Consider the following 25,530-nt stretch of genomic DNA (forward strand, 5'->3'; position numbering starts at 1 on the left):
AGGGCGGAGCTACTCGGCCCGGCGCCCCCGGCCTGCGCGCGCATAATCCGGATTGAGCCGAATGCCGAGCTCCTCGAGCGCGATCTCATTGCCGGTCTCGCTGCGCACCTGAACCCGGACCGGCGCGCCGCTCGACCCCTCTACCAGCAGCAACGGTGCTGGTCCCGGCTGCAGGTACGTGTCGCCCCACTGCATCAGTGCGAGCACCGCGGGTAGTAGGTCGCGGCCCATGTCGGTCAGCACATACTCGTGGCGCGTGCGCCTGCCCGCTTCTCGGTACGGCTGCTTGGCCAGCAGACCCGCCTCCGTGAGCTTCCGGAGCTGGCCCGATGCGGCCGCATCGGTGATGCCGACCCGTGCGGCGAAACCGTCGAAGCGCCGGGTGCCGTAGTAGGCCTCGCGCAGGATCAGGACCGCCGAGCGGGTGCCGACAAGATCCATCGCCTTCGCGATCGAGCATTCCTCGGGTTTCCACGAGCTCAGATCGGCCAACGGTCCTTCCATCACGGCTGCCATGACGAACATCATAGCGACAGCTGGCTTGAGTCGACTATACCCAGGCGTTAACCTGACTATAAGCCAATAGAGCCAGACGAAGGGGTCCGGCTCGCGGTCCGGAAGGAACCACCATGAGAGACGCAGTGATCGTCGAGGCGGTACGCACACCGATCGGCAAGGGCAAGCCGAACGGGGCGCTGCACAACGTGAACGCAGTGGATCTACTGGCGCACAGCCTGCGCGAGGTGGTGGACCGCAGCGGCATCGATCCGGTGCTCATCGACGACGTGATCGGCGGCATCGTCACCCAGGTCGGCGAGCAGGGCGCCAATATGACACGGCGCGCCGCACTGGCCGCGGGCTATCCGGAATCGGTGCCCGCCACCACCGTCGATCGGCAATGCGGCAGCAGCCAGCAGGCCATCCACTTCGCCGCCCAGGGGGTCATCGCCGGCGCCTACGACATCGTCGTCGCCGGAGGTGTCGAGTCGATGGGCCGAATTCCCATGGGCGCCAACCTGATCGGATCCGAAGATCTGTCCGGTGTCGGTTTCGCCGAGCGCTATCCCGATGGCCTCGTCCCCCAGGGCATCAGCGCCGAGCTGATCGCGGCCAAATGGGGACTGACTCGCACGCAGCTGGACGAGTTCGCGCTGGCCAGCCACGAAAAAGCCGCACTGGCAACGAAGAACGGCCTGTTCACCAAAGAACTCGCGCCGATCAACGGCCTGCACACCGACGAAGGCATCCGGGTCGGCAGCACCCTGGAAACTCTCGGCAAGCTGCGTCCCGCCTACTACGACGAGGCCATGGCCGCCCGCTTCCCACAGATCGGATGGGAGATCACCGCGGCAACGGCGAGCCAGGTCAGCGACGGCAGCGCGGCGGTGTTGATCATGACCGGCGAACGTGCCCGTGAGCTCGGCCTGACCCCGCTGGCCAGGCTGCACAGCTTCGCGGTCGCGGGCGACGATCCGCTGCTCATGCTCACCGCGGTCATCCCGGCCACCCGAAAGGTCCTGCAACGCGCCGGTCTCCAGCTCTCGGACATGGACCTCATCGAGATCAACGAGGCGTTCTCCCCCGTCGTTCTCGCCTGGGCGCACGACACCGGCGCCGACCTGAGCAAAGTGAATGTCAACGGCGGCGCCATCGCCATCGGTCACCCGCTCGGTGCCTCCGGCGCGCGCCTGATGACCACCCTGGTCCACGCTATGCAGGACCGCGGCGCGCGCTATGGCCTGCAAACCATGTGCGAGGCAGGCGGATTGGCCAACGCCACCATCCTCGAACGGCTCTGATATCGAAGGATCCGAATCCTGAAGACAACCGTCCGGGACGGACAATGCCCGTCGCATCGACTCGGTGCGACGGGCGTGTCGTTCACCCGGAGACGACGATCGCGACCAGGAAACCGGCGACCCATGCTCCGGCCAGCAGCGGCAGCGCAACGAGCGGCGTCCAGCCGATGGGCCTGCGGGCCCGCACTGCCGTCAGTAAGAGCATCGCTGTGTATGCCAACGACATTGCGATGCCGGCCCAGGCGACGCCATAGGCCACCGACAGCCGTCGCATTTCACCCACATCCGCCACGAGTTCGTACAGCGGCACGAAAGCAGCGGTCGTCCATGCGAATCCGATGCTGATCAGCGAGCCGAAGATAGCGCGCACAAGATCCAGCAACCGGTGCGCTCGATCCCACGTCATACCCCCAAGCATGACGGGTGCCGAAGCCAACCGAATCATCCGTATGTCTAAATTAATTAGCCATTTGTAAAATTATTGGTTAGCCTGGTCGGGTGCCCACACACCGCGCCCCTGAGCCCGGCTCCCGCGTACGTGATGCCGAACGAACCAAGCGTTGCCTGCTCGATGCCGCGTTCGACGAGTTCTCGGCGCGCGGGTACGCAGGGGCGCGCGTCGGCGACATCGCCACCCGCGCCGGGGTCAACAAGCAGCTGATCACCTACTACTTCGGCGGCAAAGAAGGGCTCTATCAGGCGTTGCAGCGGCAATGGCTGGAGCAGGAAGCCGATTTCGCCGACCCGTCGCTGCCGCTCGGCGAAGTCCTGACCCGATATCTGCGGCACGCCCTCGCCGACCCGCGTGGCATCCGGCTGCTCATGTGGCGGGGCTTGTCCGACGACGCGCCGGAGACCACCCGGAAGCCGATCCACGAGGCAGACCTGGAGATCACCCGGCGGCGGCAGGAGTGCGGGGAGATCGCTGCCGATCTCGATCCCGCGTCGTTCCAGCTCGCGGTGATAGGCATGGTGATCGCGCCGCTGCTGCTGCCTGCGCAGGTCCGCGAACTGTTCGGGATCGATCCACAGACACCGGAATTCGAACAACGCTACGGCGCACAATTGCGCCGGATCCTCGCTCATCTCACTGCACCAGATTTCGAAGGAGACACCCCGTGACCTACCTCGTCACCGGCGCCCGCGGCATTGTCGGCCGCGCCGTCATCGACCAGTTGCTCACCGCAGGAAAGTCGGTGCGGGCAGCCAGTTCCGATCCGACCAAGACCACCGTGCCCGACGGGGTCGAGTTGGTCGGCCTCGACATGACCGACCCCGCGTCGGTGGCCGCCGCGCTCGACGGCGTGGACCGGGCCTTTGTGTACGCCGCACCCGAAGGCATCGAGAACTTCATCGACACCGCACAGGCCGGCGAGGTCGCACACGTGGCGCTACTGTCCTCGATCGCGGCGGAAAGCGAAGACAATACGATCGGCGCGCAGCATCTCGCCGTCGAGCGGCCACTACAGGAATCCGGCCTGCCGCTGACCGTGCTGCGGCCGGGCGCATTCGCGGCCAACTCCCGCTGGTGGGCGTCCTCGATCAAGTCGGAACGGGTTGCGCGCCTGCCCTTTCCGGGCTTGCAGCTGAACCCCATCCACGAGGCCGACATCGCGGCCGCGGCCGTCGCCGCACTCACCGTGCCGGGGCATGCGGGCAAGATCTATCCACTGACCGGACCCGAATCGCTGTCGCAGCGCAGCATGGTCGAGCACATCGCCGCGGCCATCGGTGCACCGGTGGAATTGGTCGAGCTGAGCTACGAGCAGGCAGCGGAGTTCCTGTACAAACCGGTGCTCGACATGTGGGCCGAAGCCGGGACCGCGCCGGCGTCGGTCGGCCCCACCTCCGAGTCGGTGACCGGCGCACCCGCGCGGACATACGCGCAGTGGGCTATCGACCACATCGCCGACTTCCGCTGACCGCGTTGCGAAACTACTCATAGCGACGAGGCCGAAACGAGTAGCCGATCCCCATCCGTATGGTGACGATGGTGATCACCGCCGACACCGACGCCATCACCGAGACCATCGTGTACGCCATTCCGCTGCGGACCCGCTTCCGCGGCATCACGGTGCGCGAGGGGATGTTGTTGCGTGGACCGCTCGGGTGGGGCGAGTTCTGCCCGTTCCCCGAGTACGACGATCGCGAAGCGACCGGCTGGCTGGCCACCGCGATGGAGCAGGTCACGGTGGGCTGGCCGGAACCGGTGCGCGAGCTGGTCCCCATCAATTGCACCGTGCCCGCCGTCGACCCCGAGCGCGCATACGACATCGTGGCGAAGTCCGGATGCCGCACCGCCAAGGTGAAGGTCGCCGACCATCCCGAATCGCTCGCCGAAGACGTCGCCCGCGTTGCGGCGGTGCGGGCGGCGCTCGGGACCGACGGTGCGATTCGGGTGGATGCCAACGCGGTGTGGGATGTGGATACCGCGATTGTCAATATCGGCAGGATCGACAGCGCGGCAGGCGGTTTGGAGTATGTCGAACAGCCGTGCCGGACGATCGAGGAACTGGCTGCGGTGCGCCGCAGGGTGGGTGTGCGCATCGCCGCCGACGAATCCATTCGCCGGGCGGAGGATCCGCTGCGGGTCGCCGTCGCGGGCGCGGCCGATATTGCGGTCCTCAAGTGCACGCCACTGGGTGGCGTACGACGCGCGCTACAGGTCGCCGCGGCCGCGGGCCTGCCGTGTGTCGTGTCCTCCGCCCTGGAAACCAGCGTCGGCCTTGCCGCGCAGCTCGCCCTGGCCGGTGCACTGCCCGAACTCGACTTCGCCTGCGGGCTCGGCACGACCGCCCTGTTCGAAGGCGACGTGGTCGCCGAATCGCTGCGCCCGGTCGACGGCTTCCTGCCCGTGCCACGGACACCGCCGCAACCAGACCCGGCTTTGCTCGAGCGTTATCGACATCCCGACCGGGACCGGATCACCTGGTGGCACAACCGCTTCGACCGAGTGAGCAAGCTGCTGTCCTGAGGCTGCGGCCGCAAACGCGACCGGGCAGCGGCCCGCCCGATCCGGCAGCCGGAAGCGGGACCGACCGGATGTCGCGGATCGGCCCATCCGGAGAGCGGAGCGGTTCGAGTCGACATTCGTGGTACCCCGGCGAGTCAGCCGGGCCCCAACCGCACACCACACCCCAGCATCGTTGCCCGCAGCACCAACGCCGCTTCCGGTCCGATGACACCGTCGACCAGATCCAGATAGCGACTACAGAATTCCGGACCGTGTGGCGCCACCGAAGCGGGCGCGGGCTCCAGATGGTGGGTGAGTTCATGCAGCACAACGAGTTCGCGCAGCGCCCACGCGGTGCCTCCGGTATGCAACGGCACCGCGAGAACCGCGTCCTCGACCTCGTAATGCGCAGCGGTAGTACCGGCCCGCGACCGGACGCGCACGGCCACCTCGGCTCGATCCCACTGCGCACGAACCCAATTGAGCCCGAGAACCTTGTCCGCATAGGTCTGCACCGAATCGACAGTGGCGAAGCGGCGCTCGATGGGCAGCGTCAGGTGCGATCCGTAGAGCTCGACCGTGCGATTGCCGTGCTCGTCGGCCCGGTCGAACACCCTGCGCACCAGCTGCTCGGCGTCATATACCTTGGCGCGCTGGCTGTCTCGCGGGCTCATAGCGATGTGCCCTCGCCCCGTGCCAGTTGCCCGCGGGCCGCACCGAGTTCGGGCGAGGTGCCGAGCCGGGCCGCCCGACCCGCAGCGTCACCCGCTCGGCGCGCCGCCGCCGAATGACCGGCCGAGGCCTGTGGGCCACGCCAGGTGCCGCGTGCCTCGGAGGTTTGCGAGTAGAAGTCGGTGAGCTCGATTTCCTTGTTGCGCAGGGCCAATGCGGTGCCGGCCGCCGAGGTGTCCGGCACGATCTCCGCCTCGACCTCGGCCTTCACCGCGGCCAGTCGGCGCCCGATCCGCGCGGCGAAGGCCATCTGAAAGTTCAGCCTGGCGGTCACTGCCGCGACCGGCGCCTGCACTCGGCGTTGCACCCTTCGTCCCCACCGCTTTTCGGTGACAACTTTCTCCACTGTCGCGGTTCGGTACTGCCCCGATTTGATGTACTGATCCGATGCCCGCACCATCTGCACGAGCAGGCTGGCATATAGGGCCTCGCAGGTGTCGATATCGGAATCGAAACCGTAGGCGTAAACCTGGGTGGAGGTCCGCGCAACATCACAGCGCACGTCGTTGGCGGCCGCGATCGCGACGAACAGTTGCACGTAGGTGCGCAATCCCTTTTTGCCCGGCTGGCCGATCGGGATGATCCGCTGCACCGGTGTCGGCCTGCGTTCGCGACCCGCGACGTGCGAGCGAGCCACCGTCAGGTCGATCGAGGATTTGGTCGCCAGCCGTTGCGCGGCCGCGAGGAAGGCCTCGGCCTCGTGTTCGTTATCGGTGGATTCGGCCTTGCGCAACAGCCCACCGATCCGGGTGAGCATCCGGTCGGGAACCGCATTCGGCGAAGTCATCGGGCCCAAGCCTAATAGGCTGTCCCGGACCTAGTACGACCACAGACCTGCGTTTGGACGAGTGACCATACAACCGCACAAACGGTAGGCGTAATCCGGCGTGGCACATGAACACCATGTATCTTGCGTTGTGCACCTCTGGTGTGCTGGTGCTCACGTCTCGACCCTTGGAGTGTTCGCGATGGCTTTGAAGAAGGTGTCGTCCCTGCGTTCGTCGCTAATGCCTCGAGCGGCGCTGGCTGCTGCCTCGGTGGCGCTGCTGGCGGCGACGTTCACGGCCTCGTGCTCCAGCGACAGCGGGGGCAATCCAACCGGCCAGAACCTCACCGGCCGCGGTCCGATCACCTATGTCGAGGGCAAGGACACCACCGAGACGGGTGCGGTCAAGCAGCTGATCGAGCGCTGGAACGCGTCGCATCCCGACGAGCAGGTGACGTTCAAGGAGCAGTCGAACGACGCCTCGCAGCAGTACGACGACCTCGTCGAGCACATGCGCTCCAAGCAGTCCAGCTACGACGTGTTCGCCATGGACGTGCCGTGGACCGCCGAGTTCGCCGCGAAGGGCTGGATCCAGCCACTGCGGGATACCTTCTCCATCGACACCTCCGCGCTGCTCTCGCCGCCGGTCGCCAGCGCCACCTACAACAACGTCCTGTACGCGGCGCCCCGAAACACCAACGGCGGCCTGCTGTTCTATCGCAAGGACCTGGTGCCCAACCCGCCGAAGACCTGGACCGAAATGCTGGCGCAGTGTCCGGTCGCCAAGCAGAACAACATCGGTTGCTACGCAGGCCAACTCGCACCGTACGAGGGCTTGACGGTGAACACCGCCGAGGTGATCAACGCCTTCGGCGGTACCTTCGTCGGCGCCGACGGCAAGACCCCGACGGTGAACAGCCCGCAGTCCCGCGCCGGACTGAAGCAGCTGGTCGACGCGTACAAGAGCGGCGATATCCCCAAGGAAGCCATCACCTTCAAGGAGCCGGAGAGCGGCGCCGCCTTCACCCAGGGCAAGCTCATGTTCCTGCGCAGCTGGCCCTCCACCTTCGGTGACGCCGGCTCGGAATCCTCGGCCGTGAAGGACAAGTTCGGGGTCGCGCCGCTGCCCGGCGAGAACGGCGTCGGTGCCTCGACCCTCGGCGGCTACAACGCCGCCATCAGCGCGTTCTCCAAGAACAAGGCCACCGCGCTCGACTTCCTTCGCTTCCTCATCAGCGAGGACGCGCAGCACATCGTCGCCGCAGGCGCGCTGCCCTCGGTGCGTGCATCGATGTACGACGATCCGGCACTCATCGCGAAGATGCCGTTCCTGCCCGCACTCAAGGAATCGATCGCCAGCGCAGTGCCGCGCCCGGTGACTCCGTTCTATCCAGCGGTGTCGAAGGCCATCCAGGACAACGCCTACGCCGCGTTGAACGGAACCAAGTCTGTCGACGACGCGATCACCGGTATGCAAAAGGGCATCGAGACAGCCGGCTCATAGCGAACCGGACCAGCCCAGCCCTGTAGGAGAGAGATACGGTGTCGGATCCTTCGGGAACGACCACCCGCGTGTCGAGCGACGGCCACCTGCCGCCGAAGCGCGGGTTCGGTGGAACATTGGCTTTGCAGCTTCGGAGTTCCGGTAAGGCGTGGCTATTCGTCACGCCGGTGTTGATAACGCTGGCCGTCGTCGTCGGCTACCCGGTGTTCCGGGCGATCTTCATGTCGTTCCAGAAGGATGCCGGGCTGGATCCGGCGACCGGGATGTTCGTCGAGGGCGGTAGCGCCGGATTCTCGAACTACACCCACTGGCTGTTCCAGCAGTGTCAGGCCGGCGGCGAGACGGTGTCCTGCCCCACCGGCAACCTCGGATCGCAGTTCTGGCTCGCGATCGGCGTGACGCTGTTCTTCACGGTGATCACCGTGACCCTCGAGGCGACACTCGGCCTCGGCATGGCGATGGTGATGGGAAAGACCTTCCGTGGCCGGGCCCTGCTGCGGGCGGCGGTGCTCATTCCGTGGGCGATCCCGACCGCGGTCACGGCGCGACTGTGGGAGTTCATGTTCCAGTACGACGGGGTGGTGAACCGGCTGCTCGGCACGCACATCCTGTGGACCTCCGAGGCGTGGCCCGCGCGGTTCGCGGTGATCGCCGCCGACGTGTGGAAGACCACGCCGTTCATGGCCTTGCTGCTGCTCGCAGGCCTGCAGGTAATCCCGGCCGACGTCTACGAGGCCGCCAAGGTCGACGGCGCATCGGCCTGGCAGCGCTTCACTCAGATCACCCTGCCACTGCTCAAGCCCGCGTTGCTGGTCGCGGTGCTGTTCCGGACGATGGACGGACTTCGCCTCTACGACCTGCCCGCGATCATGACGCTCGGCAACCCGGCGACCCGCCCGATCTCCGCGCTGGTGGTCGAGCAGGTCCGTCAAGGCCCGAACAGTGCGGCCGCATTGTCGACGATAACCTTCCTGCTCATCTTCGCGGTGGCGTTCCTGTTGGTGAAGGTCTTGGGTGCGAATGCCGTTCGGACCCAGGAAGAACAGCGGGAGGCGCACTGATGGCCACCACGACCCCCACGACCCCCTGGACCAAGCGGCTCGGTTCCGTGCGGCTGTACCTCGGTGCGCTGATCGTGCTGCTGTGGGGCCTCGGACCGTTCTACTGGATGGCCGTCACGGCATTCCGCGATCCGGACTTCACCTTCGACAACACCCCGTGGCCAACCCATCTCACCTTCGAGAACTTCCGCAACGCCTTCGACACCAGCCGCGGCAACGATTTCGGCAAGGCGCTGCTCAACAGCGTGGTCATCGGCGCGGCCACCACAGTGTTCGCCTTGGTGCTCGGCGTGCTGGCCGCCTACGCGCTGGCCAGGCTCACCTTCAAGGGCAAGTACCTGGTGTCCGGGCTGATCCTGAGCGCCTCGATGTTCCCGGTGGTCGTGCTGGTCACGCCGCTGTTCCAGCTGTTCACCAATCTGGGCTGGATCGGCGAGTACCAGGCGATGATCATCCCGAACATCTCGTTCGTGCTGCCGATGACCGTCTACATCCTCGCCTCGTTCTTCGCGGAGCTGCCGTGGGAGCTCGAGGAGGCCGCGCGCATCGACGGCGCGACCAAGTTGCAGGCGTTCCGGCTGGTGATGCTGCCACTGGCCGCGCCGGCGGTGTTCACCACCGCAATCCTCGCGTTCATCGCCGCGGTGAACGAATACCTTTTGGCGCGACTGCTTTCCAGCGACAAGACCGAACCGGTGACCGTCGCGATCGCGCGCTTCTCCGGCAACAACCCCTTGGTGCAGCCCTACGCCGCCATCATGGCCGCGGGCACAATGGTCACCATTCCGCTGGTCATCATGGTGCTGCTGTTCCAGCGCCGCATCATCTCCGGTCTCACCGCGGGCGGCGTCAAGAGCTGACCGTATCTGATGTGCAGCGCCTGCGGCGCTGCGTGTTCGCGGCCCCCAAGGCTCGCGTCCGAGCGGCCGAGACTCGCGACTTCGTCGCATGCGCTTCGGCCACTCGGACACGAGCCGGCCGCAAACGGTCGCTCGTAAGACTCGCTCCGCGGTAGTCAATTCTTTCGGGATCTCTCAAAACAAAAGCAGGCCGAACGGGCCGTTTGGGCTGACTTGCGGTGATATGCTCGCGGGTCGCTGCGGCCTGGCGGGGACGACAATGTGCCAGGGTTGTAGCCCGGTTTCCGATCGTTATCCGTGCAGGTGAGTTTGACCGACGCTCCGGGAGGAGATGATCGTGAGCTCGTTCGGCAAGCGGCGAAGACGCGGTAATCCCAGGCGCGCGCGGGGCAAGTCGTCGGCCGCACCGTATGCCTCCATCGCCGGATGGAAAGAGCGGACGACCACCCGCACCGACCGCAAACGGTCCACTCGCCCGCCGAGATCACGCCGGACGACCACACCGGCCAAGCCGGTCCCCGCCCCGGCCGAGCGGCCGCAACGCACCCGCGGCGAACGATTCCGGCGGCTGATGCTTGCCCTGTTCATCATCTTCGTCGCGGTGCCGTCGGTGCTCTGCGTGCTCGTCTACTGGAGCGCGGAAATCCCCGATCCGACATCGGTGCAGACCAACCAGATCGCCACCATCCTCGCCTCGGACGGGACCACGGTCATCGCCAAGGTTGTTCCCCCCGAAGGCAATCGGACCCCGATACCGTTGAGTGACGTACCGAAACCGATGCGCGACGCGGTGCTCTCGGCCGAAGATCGTAATTTCTACAGCAACCCCGGCTACTCGACCTCCGGATTCCTGCGCGCCGCTCGCGACAACCTGCTCGGGCGCGGGGACGCGGGCGGCGGTTCCACCATCACCCAGCAGTATGTGAAAAACGCCTTCCTCGGCTCCGAACGCACCCTCACCAGGAAGATGCGCGAGCTGGTCATCGCGGCAAAGATGGCGCGGCAGTGGAGCAAAGACGACATCCTCGCCGCCTACCTCAACACCATCTATTACGGGCGCGGCGCCTACGGTATCGCCGCGGCGGCGAAGGCATACTTCGCCAAGCCGGTGCCACAGCTGACCCTGGCCGAGGGCGCGGTGCTCGCCGCGGTCATCCGCACGCCCTCGATCCTCGACCCGGAAACCCATCTCCCCGAGCTCACGGCCCGCTGGAAGTACGTGCTCGACGGCATGGTCGAGATGGGGGTGCTCGCGCCGGGCAACCGCGACGCGACGGTGTTCCCGCCGATCGTCCCGATCTCCCAGATCCCCGACGAGAACGTGGCCCGAGGTCCGGAGGGCCTCATCCGCGCGCAGGTGTTGCGCGAGCTGCACTCCTCCGGGATCAGCGAGCGGGACCTGAACACCGGTGCGCTACAGATCACCAGCACCATCGATGCGCGAGCACAGCAATCCGCGCTCGGCGCTGTGCACGACCGGCTCGATCCGCAGCCGCCCGAGCTGCGTAGTGCGGTGGTATCGATCGACCCGCGTTCCGGCGCGGTGCGCACGTACTACGGCGGCAACGACGGCCTCGGCTACGACTTCGCACAGGCGCCGCTGCAGACCGGGTCCGCATTCAAGGTGTTCGCAATGATCGCCGCACAGCAGCAGAGCATTCCGCTCTCGCGCGTGCTCGACAGTTCACCGGTGACCGACCACGGCACCAAGATCACCAATGTGGACGGCGAGTCGTGCGGCAGGTGCACCATCGCCGAAGCGTTGAAGCGGTCGCTGAACACCAGCTTCTACCGGCTGACGATGATGATGTTCGACGGACCGAAAGCCATCGCGGACGCGGCCCATCAAGCGGGTATCCCGGAGGAGATCTCCGGTGTGGCAGGCAAAACGCTGACCGAGGAGGACGGACATCCGCTGAACGGAATCGTGTTGGGCCAATACCTGGTTCGCCCCATCGACATGGCCTCCGCGTACGCGACAATCGCCAATTCCGGTGTGTACCACCAGCCCTACTTCCTGCAGCGGGTGGTGACCGGCGACGGCCGGGTGCTGCTGGACCGCGGCGCGTCCGAACAGCAGGTCGGCAAGCAGCAGCCGCCGGGACAGCAGCGCATCCCGCGCGCCATCGCCGACAGCACCATCCAGGCGATGACACCCATCGCGGCGTATTCGAACGGCCACAATCTGGCCGGCGGCCGCCCCTCGGCCGCCAAGACCGGCACCACCCAACTCAACGACACGAAGTCGAACAAGGACGCGTGGATGATCGGCTTCACCCCGTCGCTGTCCACCGCGGTATGGATCGGCACCGAACAATCCCAGCCGATCCAGACCGCACGCGGAGCTGACATCTACGGTTCCGGGCTGCCCGCCGACATTTGGAAACAGATGATGGACGGCGCACTCGACGACACACCCGTGGAGCAATTCCCCGCCGCGGGCGGCCAGGAGCCGAGCAAGCCCTCCGGCGGTAGCTACGACATTCTGAATCCGCCGAAGAGTCAGTCGCAGGAGCCGAGCAAGCCCTCCGGCGGTAGCTACGACATTCTGAATCCGCCGGAGAGTCAGTCGCAGGAGCCGGTCATCGTGATCCCGCCCGCGCCGCAAGCCCCCAAACAAGTGGAGATTTTCCCAGGATTGAGCGTCCCGGTACCGGGATGATGTCGAATGTGCGCCCACGCTCCCACCGGGAACGGATGACGTGGCAGCATCGTTTGCCAGAGTGAGAGCGAAAGCGAGGGCCTCGACCCGGCACCGAACCGGGTCGACGCCGATGCCGCGGGCACGATGCGGAAGGATATGCGCTCGAGCGACGACGAAAGACTAGACATAGGGGCTACGCCGGTGGATTTCAATGTCGTTGACCGTCCCGAGACGCTGGTGGCGGGAACAGTACTTCGCAGCCCCGCGCTCGCGGTCGAAGGGCCGCGCCGCGCGAGGGTCGAAGAAGCGTGGAAGCGCAATCTGGCCCGCTCGCTGCCCGGGCCACCAACGACCGCATATGTCGACCACGCGCCCGAGATCAACTCGTATCTGACCCACATCGTCGGCTACCGCTGCCGGTCCCTCGCCGACCTACTGCCCGGTGATGTGCTCGCGCGGGTGCCCGCGGGCAGATTCGCCCGGTTCACGGCGAGCGGGGACAACCTCGGTGACACCATCGTGTCGATCTGGCGCGCGGTATGGGACGCGGAGGCCGCAGGCAGGTTCGTGCGCGCCTACACCGGCGATTCGGAGCACTATCCGGATGCCCGCACGGTCGAGGTGTTCGTGGCACTGGCAGACGATCAGATCGACGAGTAGGAACGGGCTGTGGACTTCGAGATAGTCACATTGGATGAGAGCCTGGTCGCCGGACTCACGGTGCCACTCGCCGGTCGCGAGGTGAGCGCACGCGACCTGGACCTGGTGAACTTCACCTGGGACAGATACCTGGCACGAGAGAAGAACGTAGCGCGCGTAGCCGCCTACATCGGCCAGAACGATCACGCGGTCGCCGTGCTCGGATACGAGGTCGCGGCGATGGAGGACATGGACGCAGGCGACGTCGTGACCCGGGTGCCCCAGGGCCGCTACGCGAAATTCGTCGTCTCCGACAAGCCCTACGACCTGCTGCGCACCGCATGGGCCCAAGTCCGCAAGGCCGAAAGCGCGGGCACCATCACCCGCTCACACACTGCCGAGATCGAGCGCTACACCGGCCCGACCTCGGTCGAGGTCTACGTCTCACTGGATTGATGCTCGAAACAATCGAGGGCTGGGTGCGGATATTCGCACCCAGCCCTCGATTGTGCGCTGTCCTACCCACCCGCAAGAGGCGGCCGATGGAATCGCGAGATCCTCACCGACGCCCAACTAGGCACGATGACACCCTCCGAGCAAAGCGAGATCGAGCACTCGAGTTCGCGGCGCATCCCACCTCCACGGCCGCCGAAGCGCCTCGACCAAAGTCGCAAGATCGCCACCAACGCGTCCATTCGGCACGATGATGTCTTCCGAGCGCAGCGAGACCGAGCCCTAGAGTTCGCGGCCCGTCTCGCTTCCGAGTCGTCGAAGCGCATGCGACGAAGTCGCGAGTCTCGACGGCTCGGAAGCGAGACCAAGGGGGCCGCGAACACGCAGCGCCGCAGGCGCTGCCAAAACTACTCAGCGCCGATGATGAATGCCTCGAGTTGGGTGCGGGCGACGTCGTCCGCCAGCTGCTTGGGCGGGGACTTCATCAGGTACGCCGAGGCCGGGATGACCGGTCCACCGATACCGCGGTCGAGGGCGATCTTGGCGGCGCGCACCGCGTCGATGATGATGCCCGCGGAGTTGGGCGAGTCCCACACCTCGAGCTTGTACTCCAGGTTCAGCGGCACGTCACCGAAGGCACGGCCCTCGAGCCGGACGTAGGCCCACTTGCGGTCGTCGAGCCAGCCGACGTGATCGGACGGGCCGATGTGCACATCGTTGGCGCCGAGTTCCTTCTTCAGGTTGCTGGTGACGGCCTGGGTCTTGGAGATCTTCTTCGACTCCAGCCGCTCCCGCTCGAGCATGTTCTTGAAGTCCATGTTGCCACCGACGTTCAGCTGCATGGTGCGGTCGAGCTGCACGCCGCGGTCCTCGAACAGCTTGGCCATCACGCGGTGGGTGATGGTCGCGCCGACCTGGCTCTTGATGTCGTCGCCGACGATCGGAACACCGGCATCGGTGAACTTGGCGGCCCACTCCGGATCCGAGGCGATGAACACCGGCAGCGCGTTGACGAAGGCGACACCCGCGTCGATGGCGCACTGCGCGTAGAACTTGTCGGCCTGTTCCGAGCCCACCGGGAGGTAGGACACCAGGACGTCGACCTTGTTGTCCTTCAGCACCTTGACCACGTCGACCGGCTCGGCCTCGGACAGCTCGATGGTCTCGGCGTAGTACTTGCCGATGCCGTCGAGGGTCGGGCCGCGCTGTACGACGACGTCGCTCGGCGGCACATCGGAAATCTTGATGGTGTTGTTCTCGCTGGCGAAGATCGCCTCGGACAGGTCGAAGCCGACCTTCTTGGCGTCGACGTCGAAAGCAGCGACGAACTTGACGTCGCGGACGTGGTACTTGCCGAACTTGACGTGCATAAGGCCCGGCACGGTCGCGGTTTCGTCGGCATCCTTGTAGTACTGCACGCCCTGGACCAAAGAAGATGCGCAGTTGCCCACGCCCACGATGGCCACGCGAACTGTGTCAGCCTGGTTCGTTTCAGTCATGGCCGATGTTTCCCTCTTTCTGTGGTGCCGCATTCGTCGATTGCTCCGCTGCAATCAACTCGTTGAGCCAGCGCACTTCGCGCTCGCTTGATTCCAGACCGAGTTGGTGGAGCTGTCGGGTGTAGCGATCCAGCGACCCGCTGGCCTTCTTTATCGCCTCCCGCAGTCCTTCTCGTCGCTCCTCGACCTGCCGCCGCCTGCCCTCCAGAATTCGCATCCGCGCTTCCGCGGGGGTGCGACTGAAAAACGCCAGGTGGACGCCGAAGCCGTCGTCGGTGTAGTTCTGCGGTCCGGTGTCGGCGAGCAGTTCGGTGAACCGCTCCCGCCCCGTCGATGTCAGCTGGTAGACCCGCCGCGCCCGGCGCATCGCGACGCCTGCGGCGTTCTCCTCCGCAATCAGCCCGTCTGCCTGCATTCGGCGCAGCGTCGGGTAGAGCGACCCGTAGGAGAAGGCCCGAAACGGCCCGAGCAATCCGGTGAGTCGCTTGCGCAGCTCGTACCCGTGCATGGGCGATTCGAGGAGCAGCCCGAGAATTGCCAGCTCGAGCATCGGGCTTCACCTCCCTGACTTGTGTACAGACCTAACCGATGGATGCGACTTCTGACTATATCGGAGCGATATAACCAGGGACAGCCCTTGCTGACAGATGAGGTGTCTGCGCAGGTGGTGAGGAGTGCTAGTGACTGGGGGTGGAGACCCGGAGGGGCTCTCCGGTGAACGTCACGGTCATGAAGCCCGAGGCATTGGTCTCGTTCTTCGTATAAATCTGGAGGACGGGCTCGGCATCGGCAGCGGCGCTGGGGTCGAACTCAACGCTGGCATGGGTCACGGTGCCGCCCGGCGTCTTCGTCGTCTGCGCAGCACCCGCAAGGAGCCCAGCGAGCGCACGCACGTCCATGACGGCGAGATCCAGGGTGCGCACATCGGGTTTGCGGCCGGTGGTTGTCGTCGGCTTCCGGAAACTTCCGTCGTAGTGATAGCGGGCGGTCACGGCCGGGTTGCCGGCCGCTTGCCGTTCGAAGAGCACGTATTCGGGATACAACGTCACCTTGTCGACCTTCGTATCCCCGAACTCGGCGCGATATTCGGCGATGAAGTACGCAAGACCCGCACCGGTAGTGAGCACCGGCACGTGCTCGGCGGACCCGAGCGATCCGGGCCCGTCGCCCGCGCACCGGGTGATGCCGCCGACCGCTGCACCGAAAACCGCGGCAGCGATGATGCCGGCCAACGGCACCAACCAGCGCCGAGGGCGGCGGCGATCCACCCGGACGACGGGAGCATCGACGAGGTTGTCGGGGATCTGCAGATCCCCGACAATGCCGTCCAGTTCACCGAAGGACGTGGCCCGCATGGCCTTTGCGGTGCGCGCGGTGTGCTCGTCATCGGTGAGCTGACCCTCGGCCAGTGCGGCGTCGAGCAGGCCGCACACATCCGCACGGTCGGTGTCGCGGGCTCGAATTCCGCCGTATCGTGTTGTCGCCATTACCCGGTCATCCTTCGAACGGCCACGCACGAGTGACCTCGCCCGCCGGGGTCAGAATCATGTGGCCGGACTCGTTGAACTTGTTGCCCGCATAGATCGAGACGAACGGCCGGTCCTTGGCGATGCCGTAGTAGCTGTAGGTGCCGGAATCGTTGACCTCGACTGCCATATGGGTCACAGCGCCGTTCGGCACCCGCAGGGTGCCAGGCGCTTTCGCAAGCGCATCGGACAGCGCCGCCAGATTCAGCTCGGCCAGATCGGCGGCGGACGTGCCGGCCTTGCGGCCGGTGACCGCGCCGCTCTGCTGGAATCCGCCGCGATAGTCATAGCTGATCACCCGGTTCGGCTGACCGGGCACCGCACGTGAGATGCGGGCGTAATCGTCGAACAGGGTCAGTTCGTCGACTTGTAGGTCGCCGAACTTTTCCCGGTACCGCTGCAAGAACAGCGTAAGACCCTCGGCGGTAAGGATATCGGGCGTCACGACCACCACCGGTTGGACAGCGCCCAGATCGGGCGTGCGGGCGGCGACGGGCGCCACGGGCGCTGCTTCGGTTTCCGAGACTCCGATGGTCAGTGCGAACCCGGCGGCTGCCGCGCCGGCGATGGCCACCGAGACCGCGATCAAATACCGCTGAAGTCGACTCGAGTGCGGCGGCCGCGCTAGCGGCGTTGCGTCGGTCGGCCGCTGTAGATCGTCGACGAGTCCGGCCAGATCTCCCAGCGTTGTGGCCGCTGCGGCCAGTTCGGTGAGTGTCTCGTGTTCTTCCTCGGTGAGCTGGCCGTCGCGGCGTCCGCTGTCCAGCAGCTCGATGGTGGTGGCGCGATCGCGGTCGCCGGCCCGAGTGTGACCGGGATAACCATCCCCAGATCTGGGGCGACGCAACAGATTTCGCGGCGGGGTGGGCCGGGCCGCAACGAGATCGCGCACGGCCGCCGGCGCTTGCAGATCGCCGACCACCCGCGCCAACTCGCCGAGCGTCTTGGCTGCCGTGGCCTGCGCTGTTCGGTCGTGATATTCGTCGGCGCCGAGCTGTCCTTCGGCATATGCGGCATCCAGCACGCTGCAGGTATTCGCGCGGTCGAGGTCACGCGCTCGCGTGCGCCCGGATGCTGCTGTGGACACAGCCGAATAGTAGTCGGCTCATGCCCATGACGCCCCAGTTCGGACCCGGTTACCGGCCCGGCAATCCCGCATTGCCCAGCGCGGCCCGTTTCCATCACCGCTACTCTGGTTCTCGTGCGAATTCAGCGGCAAGTGGTCGACTATGCGCTCCGGCGTCGGTCGCTGCTGGCTGACGTCTATGCGGGCCGTGTCGGTGTCGCCGAGGTGTGTGATGCGAATCCCTACCTGCTGCGTGCGGCGAAGTTCCACGGCCGGGGGAGCGAGGTCACATGCCCTATCTGCCGGAAAGAGCAACTCACGCTCGTATCCTGGGTCTACGGCGACGGCCTCGGAGCTATGGCAGGTTCGGCTCGCACACCGGAGGAATTGGTACGGCTCGCCGAGAGTCGCGAGGAGTTCTCCGTCCATGTCGTCGAGGTATGCCGGAGCTGCAGCTGGAATCATCTGGTGCAGTCCTACGTGCTCGGTACCGCTCCGGCGCCAACGCGCCGTCGCACAGGTACCCGGGCAAACCGGCGCGCTGCCGAATAATGTGCCAGGTCATCTACCCGTTGGATGACATGCGGAGCCTGCACGCGTCCGCCGCGGTGATCACAACCGCATCGAGCCATTCAGACCGTTACGAGTTATGGAGATCTTGTCAGTGAATTCGCCTTACGAGACTTCCCCCCACGGCGATGAACCGCACGGCGGCCGTACTCAGCGAAGTTCACAACCTCCGTTCCCGAATCAGCGGCCGGCCGGTCCCCCACCCGGCGGCGCGCGGCCGGGCCCGCCGCCCGGACCGCGCCCGCAGCCACAGGGTGGCCCCTACCCCGGCGAGCCGCGCGGCCCACAGCCGCCGCGGCGCCAGGGACCGCCGCCCCCGCAGCGTCCGCCGCAGGGGCGTCCAGTGCCCGCGGGCGCGCCCAACGCCGTCCAGCCGACTCATAAGATCCAGCGGCCCGGTTCGCTGACCGAGGCGGTGGCCGAGCGCAACCGTCGCTCCGGGGCGCCGGCCGGATCACGACCGGCCACCGGTCCGCGTCCTGCCGTGGATCAGCCCACCCGTGCCGACGGTGCTCCCGGCGCGGGCCCCAACGGCGAGCGTCGTGCCAGGCCTGCGGGCGCACCGCCGTCCGGACCGCCGCCGCGCCGAAATGGTGGCGGTGACGACGGGTCCGATGGGCCGGGCAGGCGCGGTCCCGGCGCGAAGAAGCGGAAGTCGCCATGGCGGATTGTGCGCCGGGTGTGCTACGTCGGCCTCGCGCTGGCCATCCTGGTGCCGAGCGCCGTGTTCCTGGTCGCCTATTCGACCGTCTCGGTGCCGAAGCCGGGCGACCTCAAGACCAACCAGGTCGCACTGATCTACGCGGCCGACGGCTCCACGGTGCTCAGCAATTTCGTGCCGCCCGAGGGCAACCGCACCGATGTGACCATCGAGCAGATTCCGCCGCACGTGCGCAATGCGGTGATCGCCGCGGAGGACCGGGATTTCTACACCAACCCCGGCTTCTCCATCTCCGGCTTCGCCCGCGCCGCACGCGACAACGTCCTCGGCAAGGAAAGCGCGGGCGGTGGTTCGACGATCACCCAGCAGTATGTGAAGAACGCGCTGGTCGGTGACGAACGCTCGCTGACCCGAAAGATGCACGAGCTTGTCATCTCGGCGAAGATGGCACGGCAGTGGAGCAAGGACGAGATCCTTGCCGCCTACCTGAACACCATTTACTTCGGCCGTGGTGCGTATGGCATCGATGCGGCAGGGAAGGCCTACTTCGGCAAACCGGTGCAGGAGCTGACGGCAGCCGAAGGCGCGATGCTCGCCGCCACCATCCAGCAGCCCTCCGGCCTGGACCCGGAGAAGAATCCGGAGGGCGCGCGAACGCGCTGGAATTACGTGCTCGACGGCATGGTCTCCGGCGGCAACCTCAAGGCCGAGGAGCGCCAAGGCATGCAGTTCCCGCAGGTGGTGCCGGTGTCGACAACCAAGGACAAGACCCTGGACACCGGGCCGGAGGGCCTGATCAAGACGCAGGTGCTCAAGGAGCTCAACAGCGCGGGCATCAGCGAGCAGCAGCTGAACACCGCAGGCCTCTCGATCACCACCACGATCGATCCGAAGGCGCAGCAGGCCGCCGTCGATGCGGCGACCAAGAAGATGGAGGGTGAGCCGGAACAGCTGCGGACGGCAGTGGTGTCGGTGGATCCGCGCACCGGTGCGGTGCGCGCGTACTACGGCGGCAACGACGGCCAGGGCTACGACTTCGCCAATGCCGGTCTGCAGCCTGGATCGTCGTTCAAGGTCTTCGGCCTCGCGGAGAACCTCGAGCTCGGTATCCCGCTGTCGCAGATGTACGACAGCTCGCCGGTGACGGTCAACGGCATCAAGATCACCAACGTCGAGGGCGAGCAGTGCGGCATGTGCACCATCGCGGAGGCACTCAAGCGCTCGCTCAACACCAGCTTCTACCGCATGCAGATGGATATGCAGAACGGCCCGCAGAAGATCGCCGACATGGCCCACAAGCTCGGCATCCCCGAAACCATCCCCGGCGTCGGCAAGACACTGACCGAGTCGGACGGCTCCGGCCCGAACAACGGCATCGTGCTCGGCCAGTACCAGGCGCGCCCGCTCGACATGGCCTCGGCCTACGCGACATTGGCGGCCTCCGGCGTCTACCACGCACCGCACTTCGTGACGAAGGTGGTGACCGCCGAGGGCCAGGTGTTGCTCGACCGCGGTGATGTCGCAGGCGAGCGCCGAGTTTCCGCAGCGGTCGCAGACAACGTGACCGCGGCGATGAAGCCCATCGCCGCCTGGTCGCGCAACCACAACCTGGCGAACGGACGCGAGTCGGCGACCAAGACCGGCACCGCGCAGCTCGGCGATACCGGCGAGAACCAGGACGCCTGGATGGTCGGCTATACCCCATCGCTGTCGACCGCGGTCTGGGTGGGCAGCGTCGACAACACACGGCTGCGCAACTACAGCGGTGGCATGATCTACGGCTCCGGCCTGCCGTCGGACATCTGGAAGGCCACCATGGACGGCGCCCTGCAGGGCACCTCCAACGAGACCTTCCCGAAGCCGGCCCCCATCAAGGGCCAAGCCGGCGTGCCGGAGTGGAGCGCGCCCTACACCGCACCGTCGGCCACCGATGCACCTTTCCTGCCGCCCGTTGTTGTCGTGCCGAGCCAGGTCGAGATCCTGCCCGGCATCACCATCCCGGTGCCCGGCGTGCAGCCGCAGCCACAGCCACAACAACGGCCGCAGCAGCGACAGGAGAACGGACCGGGACCGCTGCCGGGGCAGCCGGTGGCGCCGGCCGACGGCTCGTCACCGACGGCCACCGGAGCACCGCGCCCGAACGGGAACGGGAACGGCTATGGCAACTCGGATGAAGGACAGTCGGGTAACGGCACCCAGCCGACGCGCGGCCGGTAGTCCGAACACACGAAATCTGATCGAGTTCGAATCGAGAACGATACAGTTCATCGCGAGATTCGAACTCGATCAGATTGCTCTTGCTTAGATTCCGAACGTTGTAATTCCAATGGTAGTCAGCCGGGGCCAGAATTACTTGGACAAATCCAGGGCCTCGTCGGTGATATATCAGATGGGCGTCTTATAATAGAAGCCATTTGGATCCTGATAGCACTTCTCCCGTGCACCGGCATCGCTCAAACAATCAGTAAACGACCAGTAGCCCCGGAGGACAACCCAGGAGCCGTCTGATATCTGAATACACTTGTCCGCCACCCCTTTCCCGCCGAGACAGTCCGCGTAGGACGGATGTCCGGCTACCGCATTTCCGGCGAACCCAACCAGCGTCGCACCAGCAACAGCCACCGAAGCAACGAATCTCGTAAACATGCCCACCCCTATTCAGCGAATAGTCGGCTATTCTCCATAGATAGCCAGCCAACACGATATTAGCAATCCCGAATCAGCGACAAAAGGGTGATGCACGCGCATATCTGGACGAGAGTAAGTCACATAGCCGCTCAGATCCAGATTCATCGATTCGAGCACGGTCCTGTTCGCTTCAACCAACGTCGTTCGGCACCGAATAAACCACCGCCTACCATTCTCGATGCAGCAGATCATCGCCGACTCCGAACTGCGCGGTACGAGCGGTTGAGCAACCCGATCGCCTTCTCGAGCCGACTCAAGCGATGCCTCGAGTCCTAAATCGGTGCGGTACTCGTTGTCGGGACGAAACTGAACGACGGCGCCGCAGCGCCCGTGTTCGTCGGATCGGGGCCCGGTCCGGGGGCGCGCACGGACACCTCGGGCAATGCGCGCGCATTGGGCGACAGCGGTGGAATGTCACGCCAGACGGGGGCAGCTGCCTGCAGTTCGAGTCCGATCGAGATCAGCTCCGCTTCCGCCCATGGGCGTCCACCGAGCTGGACACCGAATGGCAGCCCGGTCACGGCCGAGCGTTCGACCGGTAGCGAGAGCACCGGAACACCGGTGTAGTTCGCCCACGCGAAGGGAACGGTGCTCGCCCCGAGGATCGAGACGGCCGCGGCCGCGCTGCGCGGCAGGCCGTCGGTGATCGCACCGGGCAACACCACCGCGTCCAATCCGCTGTCTTCCAGCATTCGGTTGTAGTCACGCTGATAACTCGCGCGCGCTCGTGCCAGCTGCCACCAGTCCACGGCGGGCGCGGCCAGGGCGGCGAGACCCAACCCGACGATCGCGGCGGTCGGCGGTTGGTAGGACGGCAGCCGATCGGCCCACTGTCGGTGATACAAACCGACTTCCACGGCGTCCTTGCTGAGCAGCCCTTCGGGCTCGGCGGGCATCGTGACATCACGGGTCTCGCCGCCCAACACTGTGAACAGGTCCAGAAAGCGTGCGAACAAGGTCGCGAGCGCGTCGGGCAGCATCTCGGTGACCCCCCTCGGCACCCCGAGTCTCTTGCCCGCCAACGGTTTATCGCCCCCCACCGCGGCGATCGGGAACCCGCCGTCGGGCACCGGCGGCGCAATAGCTGTCACCGGGTCGAACGCGTCGGCTCCCGTCATGTACGACAACAGCAGCGACGCGTCGGCGATGCTGCGTCCGAGCGGCCCAGGATGGTCTCTGGTCCATACCACCGGAATGATGCCGTATTTGCTGCACCGCCCGAAGGTCGGCTTGATCGCACTGACGCCGCACCGGGAAGCGGGGATCCGGAGGGAACCACCCGTGTCGGTGCCGATCGACAAGGGCGCGAACCTGGCGGCCAGTGCGGCCGCACTGCCGCCGGAGGACCCGCCGACGGACTCGTCGATGTTCCACGGATTGCCCACCTGCAGCGTGTCCGTCATGATCGCGAACTCATCGTTGTGCACGTGCCCCATCAAGACCGCGCCGTTATCGTGCAGACGCCGCCAGACCGTCGAATCACCCGCGGCGATATTGCCGTCGAGAATGCGACTCGATGCGGTGAGCGGCAGCCCGGCAACGGCATACAGGTCTTTCACCGCAATGGGCAGACCGCAGATCAGCGGCGCGTTCCCGGCCGAGAGCCGATCCGCCGCACGCTCGGCCTGCTCGTGGGCGAGCTCGGGGTAGGTACGGACCCACGCCCCGATCGCGCCGTCGAACGCCGAGCTTCGCTCGATGCAGGCGTCCAATAGCTCTACCGGGTGCAACTCTCGGGCCTGCAGCAGGCTGGCCGCCTCCACTGCGGACAGCATCGCCGGATCGGTCGCCGCAATGCTCGCGGCATCGGGAAGTCCCGGAGCGCGCCGAGCGATCGGCGGCGCTGCCGCGACCACGGCGTTGGTCAGCCCGGTCGCGGCAACTCCGGCACCGATGCTTGCGGAGCGCACGAACGACCGTCGCGACAAACGCAATTGCATTCCCATTCAAACCTCTGTCTACGTGGCCCACTGGAAGTCACGGTTTCGTTGGTGATGCGAGTAGCCCAGGAAATTCGGGCCCGGCCCGATAATCGAAACACTGACAGGTTTCACACAAACACGATATTCAGCCACTCAGCCTGAAACCGACGTTGATTTCACTGCAATATCCCGTAAAGATTCACAGATAAATAGAATACGAATCCGAAAATGCACTATCGAATGCCGAACATCATTTTCGATCCTGGTAACATCTGTTACACATCTAATAATCGACCTCCCCTGAACCACCGGTCGATCAACGGCATACTACAGCGCTCGACCTGCCGAAAAGACGCATTTCCAGCCATCCAGAGCCCCGACGGATGCGATCCACCATGGGCGAACAGCACCCGCTCGATCCGGACCGACAGCCAGGGCCGGTAGCCTCGGATGCCGTGAGCGATCAGCAACTGATGGACGAGGCGACGAACGGGAGCTCGCCGAAGTTCAGCGGGGGACAGTCCGCCGGACCGCACTACACGGCCCCGGCCCCGCTCGCGCCGGATCTGCGGTCGGCCGACGGACGAGACCGACCCAGCCGCAACGATTCCCTGACAGCACAGCTGTGCACCGTGATCGGCGGCCCGGTCGGTGATCACGCACTGATCGGCCGCGTCCGGTTCTGGACCCCGATGCGGGTGCTGCTGGCCGTCACCCTGGTTTTCCTCGCCCTCGGTTGGACAGCCAAGGCGCCCTGCATCCAGCAGACCAGCACCGCGGACGGCTCGCTCACCCTGGACTGGAACAACGGCCGCCAATACACAGCCATGTGCTATTCGGACACTGTGCCGCTGTACGGGGCGGAGCGCCTGAACGAGGGCGCGTTCCCCTATAAGAAGTCCTGGTCCGAGCAGACACCCGATGGCGGCACCGAGACGAGGTACATGGAGTACCCGGTGCTGTCGGGCCTTTATCAATACATATCCATGGAGATCGCCAAAACCTGGGACGCACTGCCGTTGCCCGGTGCGCTGCAGGTGGTCATCTACTTCAATGTCGTCGCATTCGGCCTCGCTATGGCCTGGCTGGTCACCGTGTGGGCCTCGGCCGAACTGGCCGGGCGCCGCATCTGGGACGCGGCGATGATCGCGGTTTCACCCTTGGTAATCGTGCACGCTTTTACGAATTTCGACGCGCTGGCGACGGCATTCGCGGCGACCGGTCTGCTCGCCTGGGCCCGGCGACGACCGCTGCTGGCCGGCGTGCTGCTCGGACTCGGCGGTGCGGCCAAGTTGTACCCATTACTGCTGCTCGGACCGATCGTGGTGTTGTGCCTGCGCGCCGACCCGCTGCACCGGGTGCCGAGCGCGCAGGCCGGACTCCGGGTAAGCGATATCGACAGTCCGCGCACCGCACTGGCCTGGCTGCGCGACCGGATGCAGCTACTCAGCTCACGCCCACTCGGTGCCGCCGCCCTGACCACCGCGGCCGCGGCCGGGACCTGGCTGGCGGTGAATCTGCCGATCGCCCTGCTGTACCCGACCGGATGGCGCGAATTCTTCCGGCTCAACACCACCCGGCACGCCGACCCCGACTCCATCTACAACGTGATCACCTCGTTCACCGGCTGGCTCGGCTTCGACGGGGAGCTCACGCACAACCAGCAACCGACCATCCTGAACGCGGTGTCACTGCTGGTGTTCGTCGCCGCCTGCCTGGTGATCGGCTATATCGCGCTCACCGTGCCGCGTCGGCCGCGGCTCGCGCAACTGTGCTTCCTGGTGGTAGCCGCGTTCCTGCTGACGAACAAGGTGTGGAGCCCACAGTATTCACTGTGGCTGGTACCCCTGGCCGCTCTTGCGCTGCCGCACCGGCGGATCCTGTTGGCGTGGATGACGGTTGATGCGCTGGTGTGGGTCCCACGGATGTTCTACTACCTCGGCCTCGACCACAAGGGCCTGCCCGAGGAGTGGTTCACCGGCACCGTCGTGCTGCGCGATCTCGCGGTACTCGCCCTGTGTGCCTTGATCATTCGACAGATCTATCGGCCGGAGGAGGACCTGGTGCGCCGCGACTTCATCGACGACCCGGTCGGCGGCATCGTCGATCGAACACCGGACCCGCTGCTGCCGTGGCTGCCCGAACCACTGCGCCCACGAATTGCGTTGGCCCGCACCTGAACACACC

22 protein-coding genes are annotated in these 25,530 nt (G+C 65.9%); 13 read left to right on the forward strand and 9 right to left on the reverse strand.

All coding sequences use genetic code 11. From position 1 onward, the window contains the following. Positions 1 to 9: 9 nt before the first annotated feature. Entirely contained in the window at positions 10 to 528 is a 519-nt protein-coding gene (locus tag OHQ90_RS03915) for a winged helix-turn-helix transcriptional regulator (protein ID WP_442941307.1), read from the reverse strand. 101 nt (positions 529 to 629) lie between these two features. On the opposite strand from OHQ90_RS03915, the gene OHQ90_RS03920 reads away from it, so the two are divergent. After that, positions 630 to 1,799 (forward strand): thiolase family protein, encoded by a 1,170-nt coding sequence (locus OHQ90_RS03920; protein ID WP_328407406.1) that lies wholly within the window; start codon positions 630 to 632, stop codon positions 1,797 to 1,799. 82 nt (positions 1,800 to 1,881) lie between these two features. On the opposite strand, the gene OHQ90_RS03925 is transcribed toward OHQ90_RS03920, so the two are convergent. Then, entirely contained in the window at positions 1,882 to 2,205 is a 324-nt protein-coding gene (locus OHQ90_RS03925) for a hypothetical protein (RefSeq protein WP_328407407.1), read from the reverse strand. A gap of 92 nt (positions 2,206 to 2,297) precedes the next feature. On the opposite strand from OHQ90_RS03925, the gene OHQ90_RS03930 reads away from it, so the two are divergent. Genes OHQ90_RS03930 through OHQ90_RS03940 form a run of 3 tightly spaced genes read left to right on the forward strand, consistent with a single transcriptional unit; the run spans position 2,298 to position 4,773 of the window. Then, positions 2,298 to 2,921, forward strand: coding sequence for a TetR/AcrR family transcriptional regulator (locus OHQ90_RS03930; RefSeq protein ID WP_328407409.1), 624 nt, complete (start codon positions 2,298 to 2,300; stop codon positions 2,919 to 2,921). Beyond that, a complete protein-coding gene (locus OHQ90_RS03935) occupies positions 2,918 to 3,721 on the forward strand; it encodes an SDR family oxidoreductase (RefSeq protein ID WP_328407411.1) in 804 nt (267 codons plus the stop codon). The genes OHQ90_RS03930 and OHQ90_RS03935 overlap by 4 nt, the downstream gene beginning before the upstream one ends. 59 nt (positions 3,722 to 3,780) lie before the next feature. Beyond that, positions 3,781 to 4,773, forward strand: coding sequence for an o-succinylbenzoate synthase (locus tag OHQ90_RS03940; RefSeq protein WP_328407413.1), 993 nt, complete (start codon positions 3,781 to 3,783; stop codon positions 4,771 to 4,773). Positions 4,774 to 4,907: 134 nt separating this feature from the next. Here OHQ90_RS03940 and OHQ90_RS03945 read toward each other — a convergent pair whose 3' ends face one another. Further along, complete coding sequence (locus tag OHQ90_RS03945) at positions 4,908 to 5,426, reverse strand: TIGR04338 family metallohydrolase (RefSeq protein ID WP_328407415.1); 519 nt, start codon at positions 5,424 to 5,426, stop codon at positions 4,908 to 4,910. Next, a complete protein-coding gene (locus OHQ90_RS03950) occupies positions 5,423 to 6,271 on the reverse strand; it encodes a DUF2786 domain-containing protein (protein WP_328407417.1) in 849 nt (282 codons plus the stop codon). Before OHQ90_RS03950 ends, OHQ90_RS03945 begins: the two co-directional genes overlap by 4 nt. 181 nt (positions 6,272 to 6,452) lie before the next feature. Here OHQ90_RS03950 and OHQ90_RS03955 point away from each other — a divergent pair, with 181 nt between their 5' ends. The 6 genes from OHQ90_RS03955 to OHQ90_RS03980 all read left to right on the forward strand — a co-directional run bounded on the left by OHQ90_RS03955 (position 6,453) and on the right by OHQ90_RS03980 (position 13,414). Beyond that, entirely contained in the window at positions 6,453 to 7,754 is a 1,302-nt protein-coding gene (locus tag OHQ90_RS03955) for an ABC transporter substrate-binding protein (protein WP_328407419.1), read from the forward strand. 86 nt (positions 7,755 to 7,840) lie between these two features. Then, the gene (locus tag OHQ90_RS03960; protein WP_442941442.1) at positions 7,841 to 8,815 is read left to right on the forward strand and encodes a carbohydrate ABC transporter permease; all 975 of its coding nucleotides are present in this window, start codon (positions 7,841 to 7,843) and stop codon (positions 8,813 to 8,815) included. Beyond that, positions 8,815 to 9,675: a carbohydrate ABC transporter permease gene (locus tag OHQ90_RS03965; RefSeq protein ID WP_328407421.1), complete on the forward strand. Its 861-nt coding sequence runs from the start codon at positions 8,815 to 8,817 to the stop codon at positions 9,673 to 9,675. Before OHQ90_RS03960 ends, OHQ90_RS03965 begins: the two co-directional genes overlap by 1 nt. 331 nt (positions 9,676 to 10,006) lie before the next feature. Next, positions 10,007 to 12,337 carry a transglycosylase domain-containing protein gene (locus tag OHQ90_RS03970; protein WP_328407423.1) on the forward strand — a complete coding sequence of 777 codons (2,331 nt, stop codon included), beginning with the start codon at positions 10,007 to 10,009 and terminating at the stop codon, positions 12,335 to 12,337. Between the two features lie 183 nt (positions 12,338 to 12,520). Beyond that, positions 12,521 to 12,979 carry a GyrI-like domain-containing protein gene (locus tag OHQ90_RS03975; RefSeq protein WP_328407426.1) on the forward strand — a complete coding sequence of 153 codons (459 nt, stop codon included), beginning with the start codon at positions 12,521 to 12,523 and terminating at the stop codon, positions 12,977 to 12,979. Positions 12,980 to 12,988: 9 nt separating this feature from the next. Then, positions 12,989 to 13,414: a GyrI-like domain-containing protein gene (locus OHQ90_RS03980; RefSeq protein WP_328407428.1), complete on the forward strand. Its 426-nt coding sequence runs from the start codon at positions 12,989 to 12,991 to the stop codon at positions 13,412 to 13,414. 404 nt (positions 13,415 to 13,818) lie between these two features. Here the strand turns inward: OHQ90_RS03980 and OHQ90_RS03985 are convergent, their stop codons facing one another. The 4 genes from OHQ90_RS03985 to OHQ90_RS04000 all read right to left on the reverse strand — a co-directional run bounded on the left by OHQ90_RS03985 (position 13,819) and on the right by OHQ90_RS04000 (position 17,523). Next, a complete protein-coding gene (locus OHQ90_RS03985) occupies positions 13,819 to 14,910 on the reverse strand; it encodes an inositol-3-phosphate synthase (protein WP_328407429.1) in 1,092 nt (363 codons plus the stop codon). Beyond that, positions 14,903 to 15,460 (reverse strand): PadR family transcriptional regulator, encoded by a 558-nt coding sequence (locus OHQ90_RS03990; RefSeq protein WP_328407431.1) that lies wholly within the window; start codon positions 15,458 to 15,460, stop codon positions 14,903 to 14,905. The genes OHQ90_RS03985 and OHQ90_RS03990 overlap by 8 nt, the downstream gene beginning before the upstream one ends. 127 nt (positions 15,461 to 15,587) lie before the next feature. Then, positions 15,588 to 16,397 (reverse strand): DUF1707 SHOCT-like domain-containing protein, encoded by an 810-nt coding sequence (locus tag OHQ90_RS03995; protein WP_328407433.1) that lies wholly within the window; start codon positions 16,395 to 16,397, stop codon positions 15,588 to 15,590. 7 nt (positions 16,398 to 16,404) lie between these two features. Further along, positions 16,405 to 17,523, reverse strand: a complete 1,119-nt coding sequence (locus OHQ90_RS04000; RefSeq protein ID WP_442941308.1) for a DUF1707 domain-containing protein — start codon at positions 17,521 to 17,523, stop codon at positions 16,405 to 16,407. A 114-nt stretch (positions 17,524 to 17,637) separates the two neighbouring features. On the opposite strand from OHQ90_RS04000, the gene OHQ90_RS04010 reads away from it, so the two are divergent. Both OHQ90_RS04010 and OHQ90_RS04015 read left to right on the forward strand, forming a co-directional pair. Further along, a complete protein-coding gene (locus OHQ90_RS04010; protein WP_328407434.1) occupies positions 17,638 to 18,054 on the forward strand; it encodes a DUF5318 domain-containing protein in 417 nt (138 codons plus the stop codon). Between the two features lie 502 nt (positions 18,055 to 18,556). Further along, a complete protein-coding gene (locus tag OHQ90_RS04015; RefSeq protein ID WP_328407436.1) occupies positions 18,557 to 20,950 on the forward strand; it encodes a transglycosylase domain-containing protein in 2,394 nt (797 codons plus the stop codon). Between the two features lie 743 nt (positions 20,951 to 21,693). Here the strand turns inward: OHQ90_RS04015 and OHQ90_RS04020 are convergent. Continuing rightward, on the reverse strand, positions 21,694 to 23,361 hold the full coding sequence (locus tag OHQ90_RS04020) for an amidase (RefSeq protein WP_328412531.1): 1,668 nt from the start codon (positions 23,359 to 23,361) through the stop codon (positions 21,694 to 21,696). Positions 23,362 to 23,816: 455 nt separating this feature from the next. Between OHQ90_RS04020 and OHQ90_RS04025 the strand changes: the two genes are divergently transcribed. After that, a complete protein-coding gene (locus OHQ90_RS04025) occupies positions 23,817 to 25,523 on the forward strand; it encodes a glycosyltransferase family 87 protein (RefSeq protein WP_442941443.1) in 1,707 nt (568 codons plus the stop codon). Positions 25,524 to 25,530: the final 7 nt, after the last annotated feature.

It is taken from the genome of Nocardia sp. NBC_00403 (genome assembly GCF_036046055.1).
Lineage (GTDB): Bacteria > Actinomycetota > Actinomycetes > Mycobacteriales > Mycobacteriaceae > Nocardia.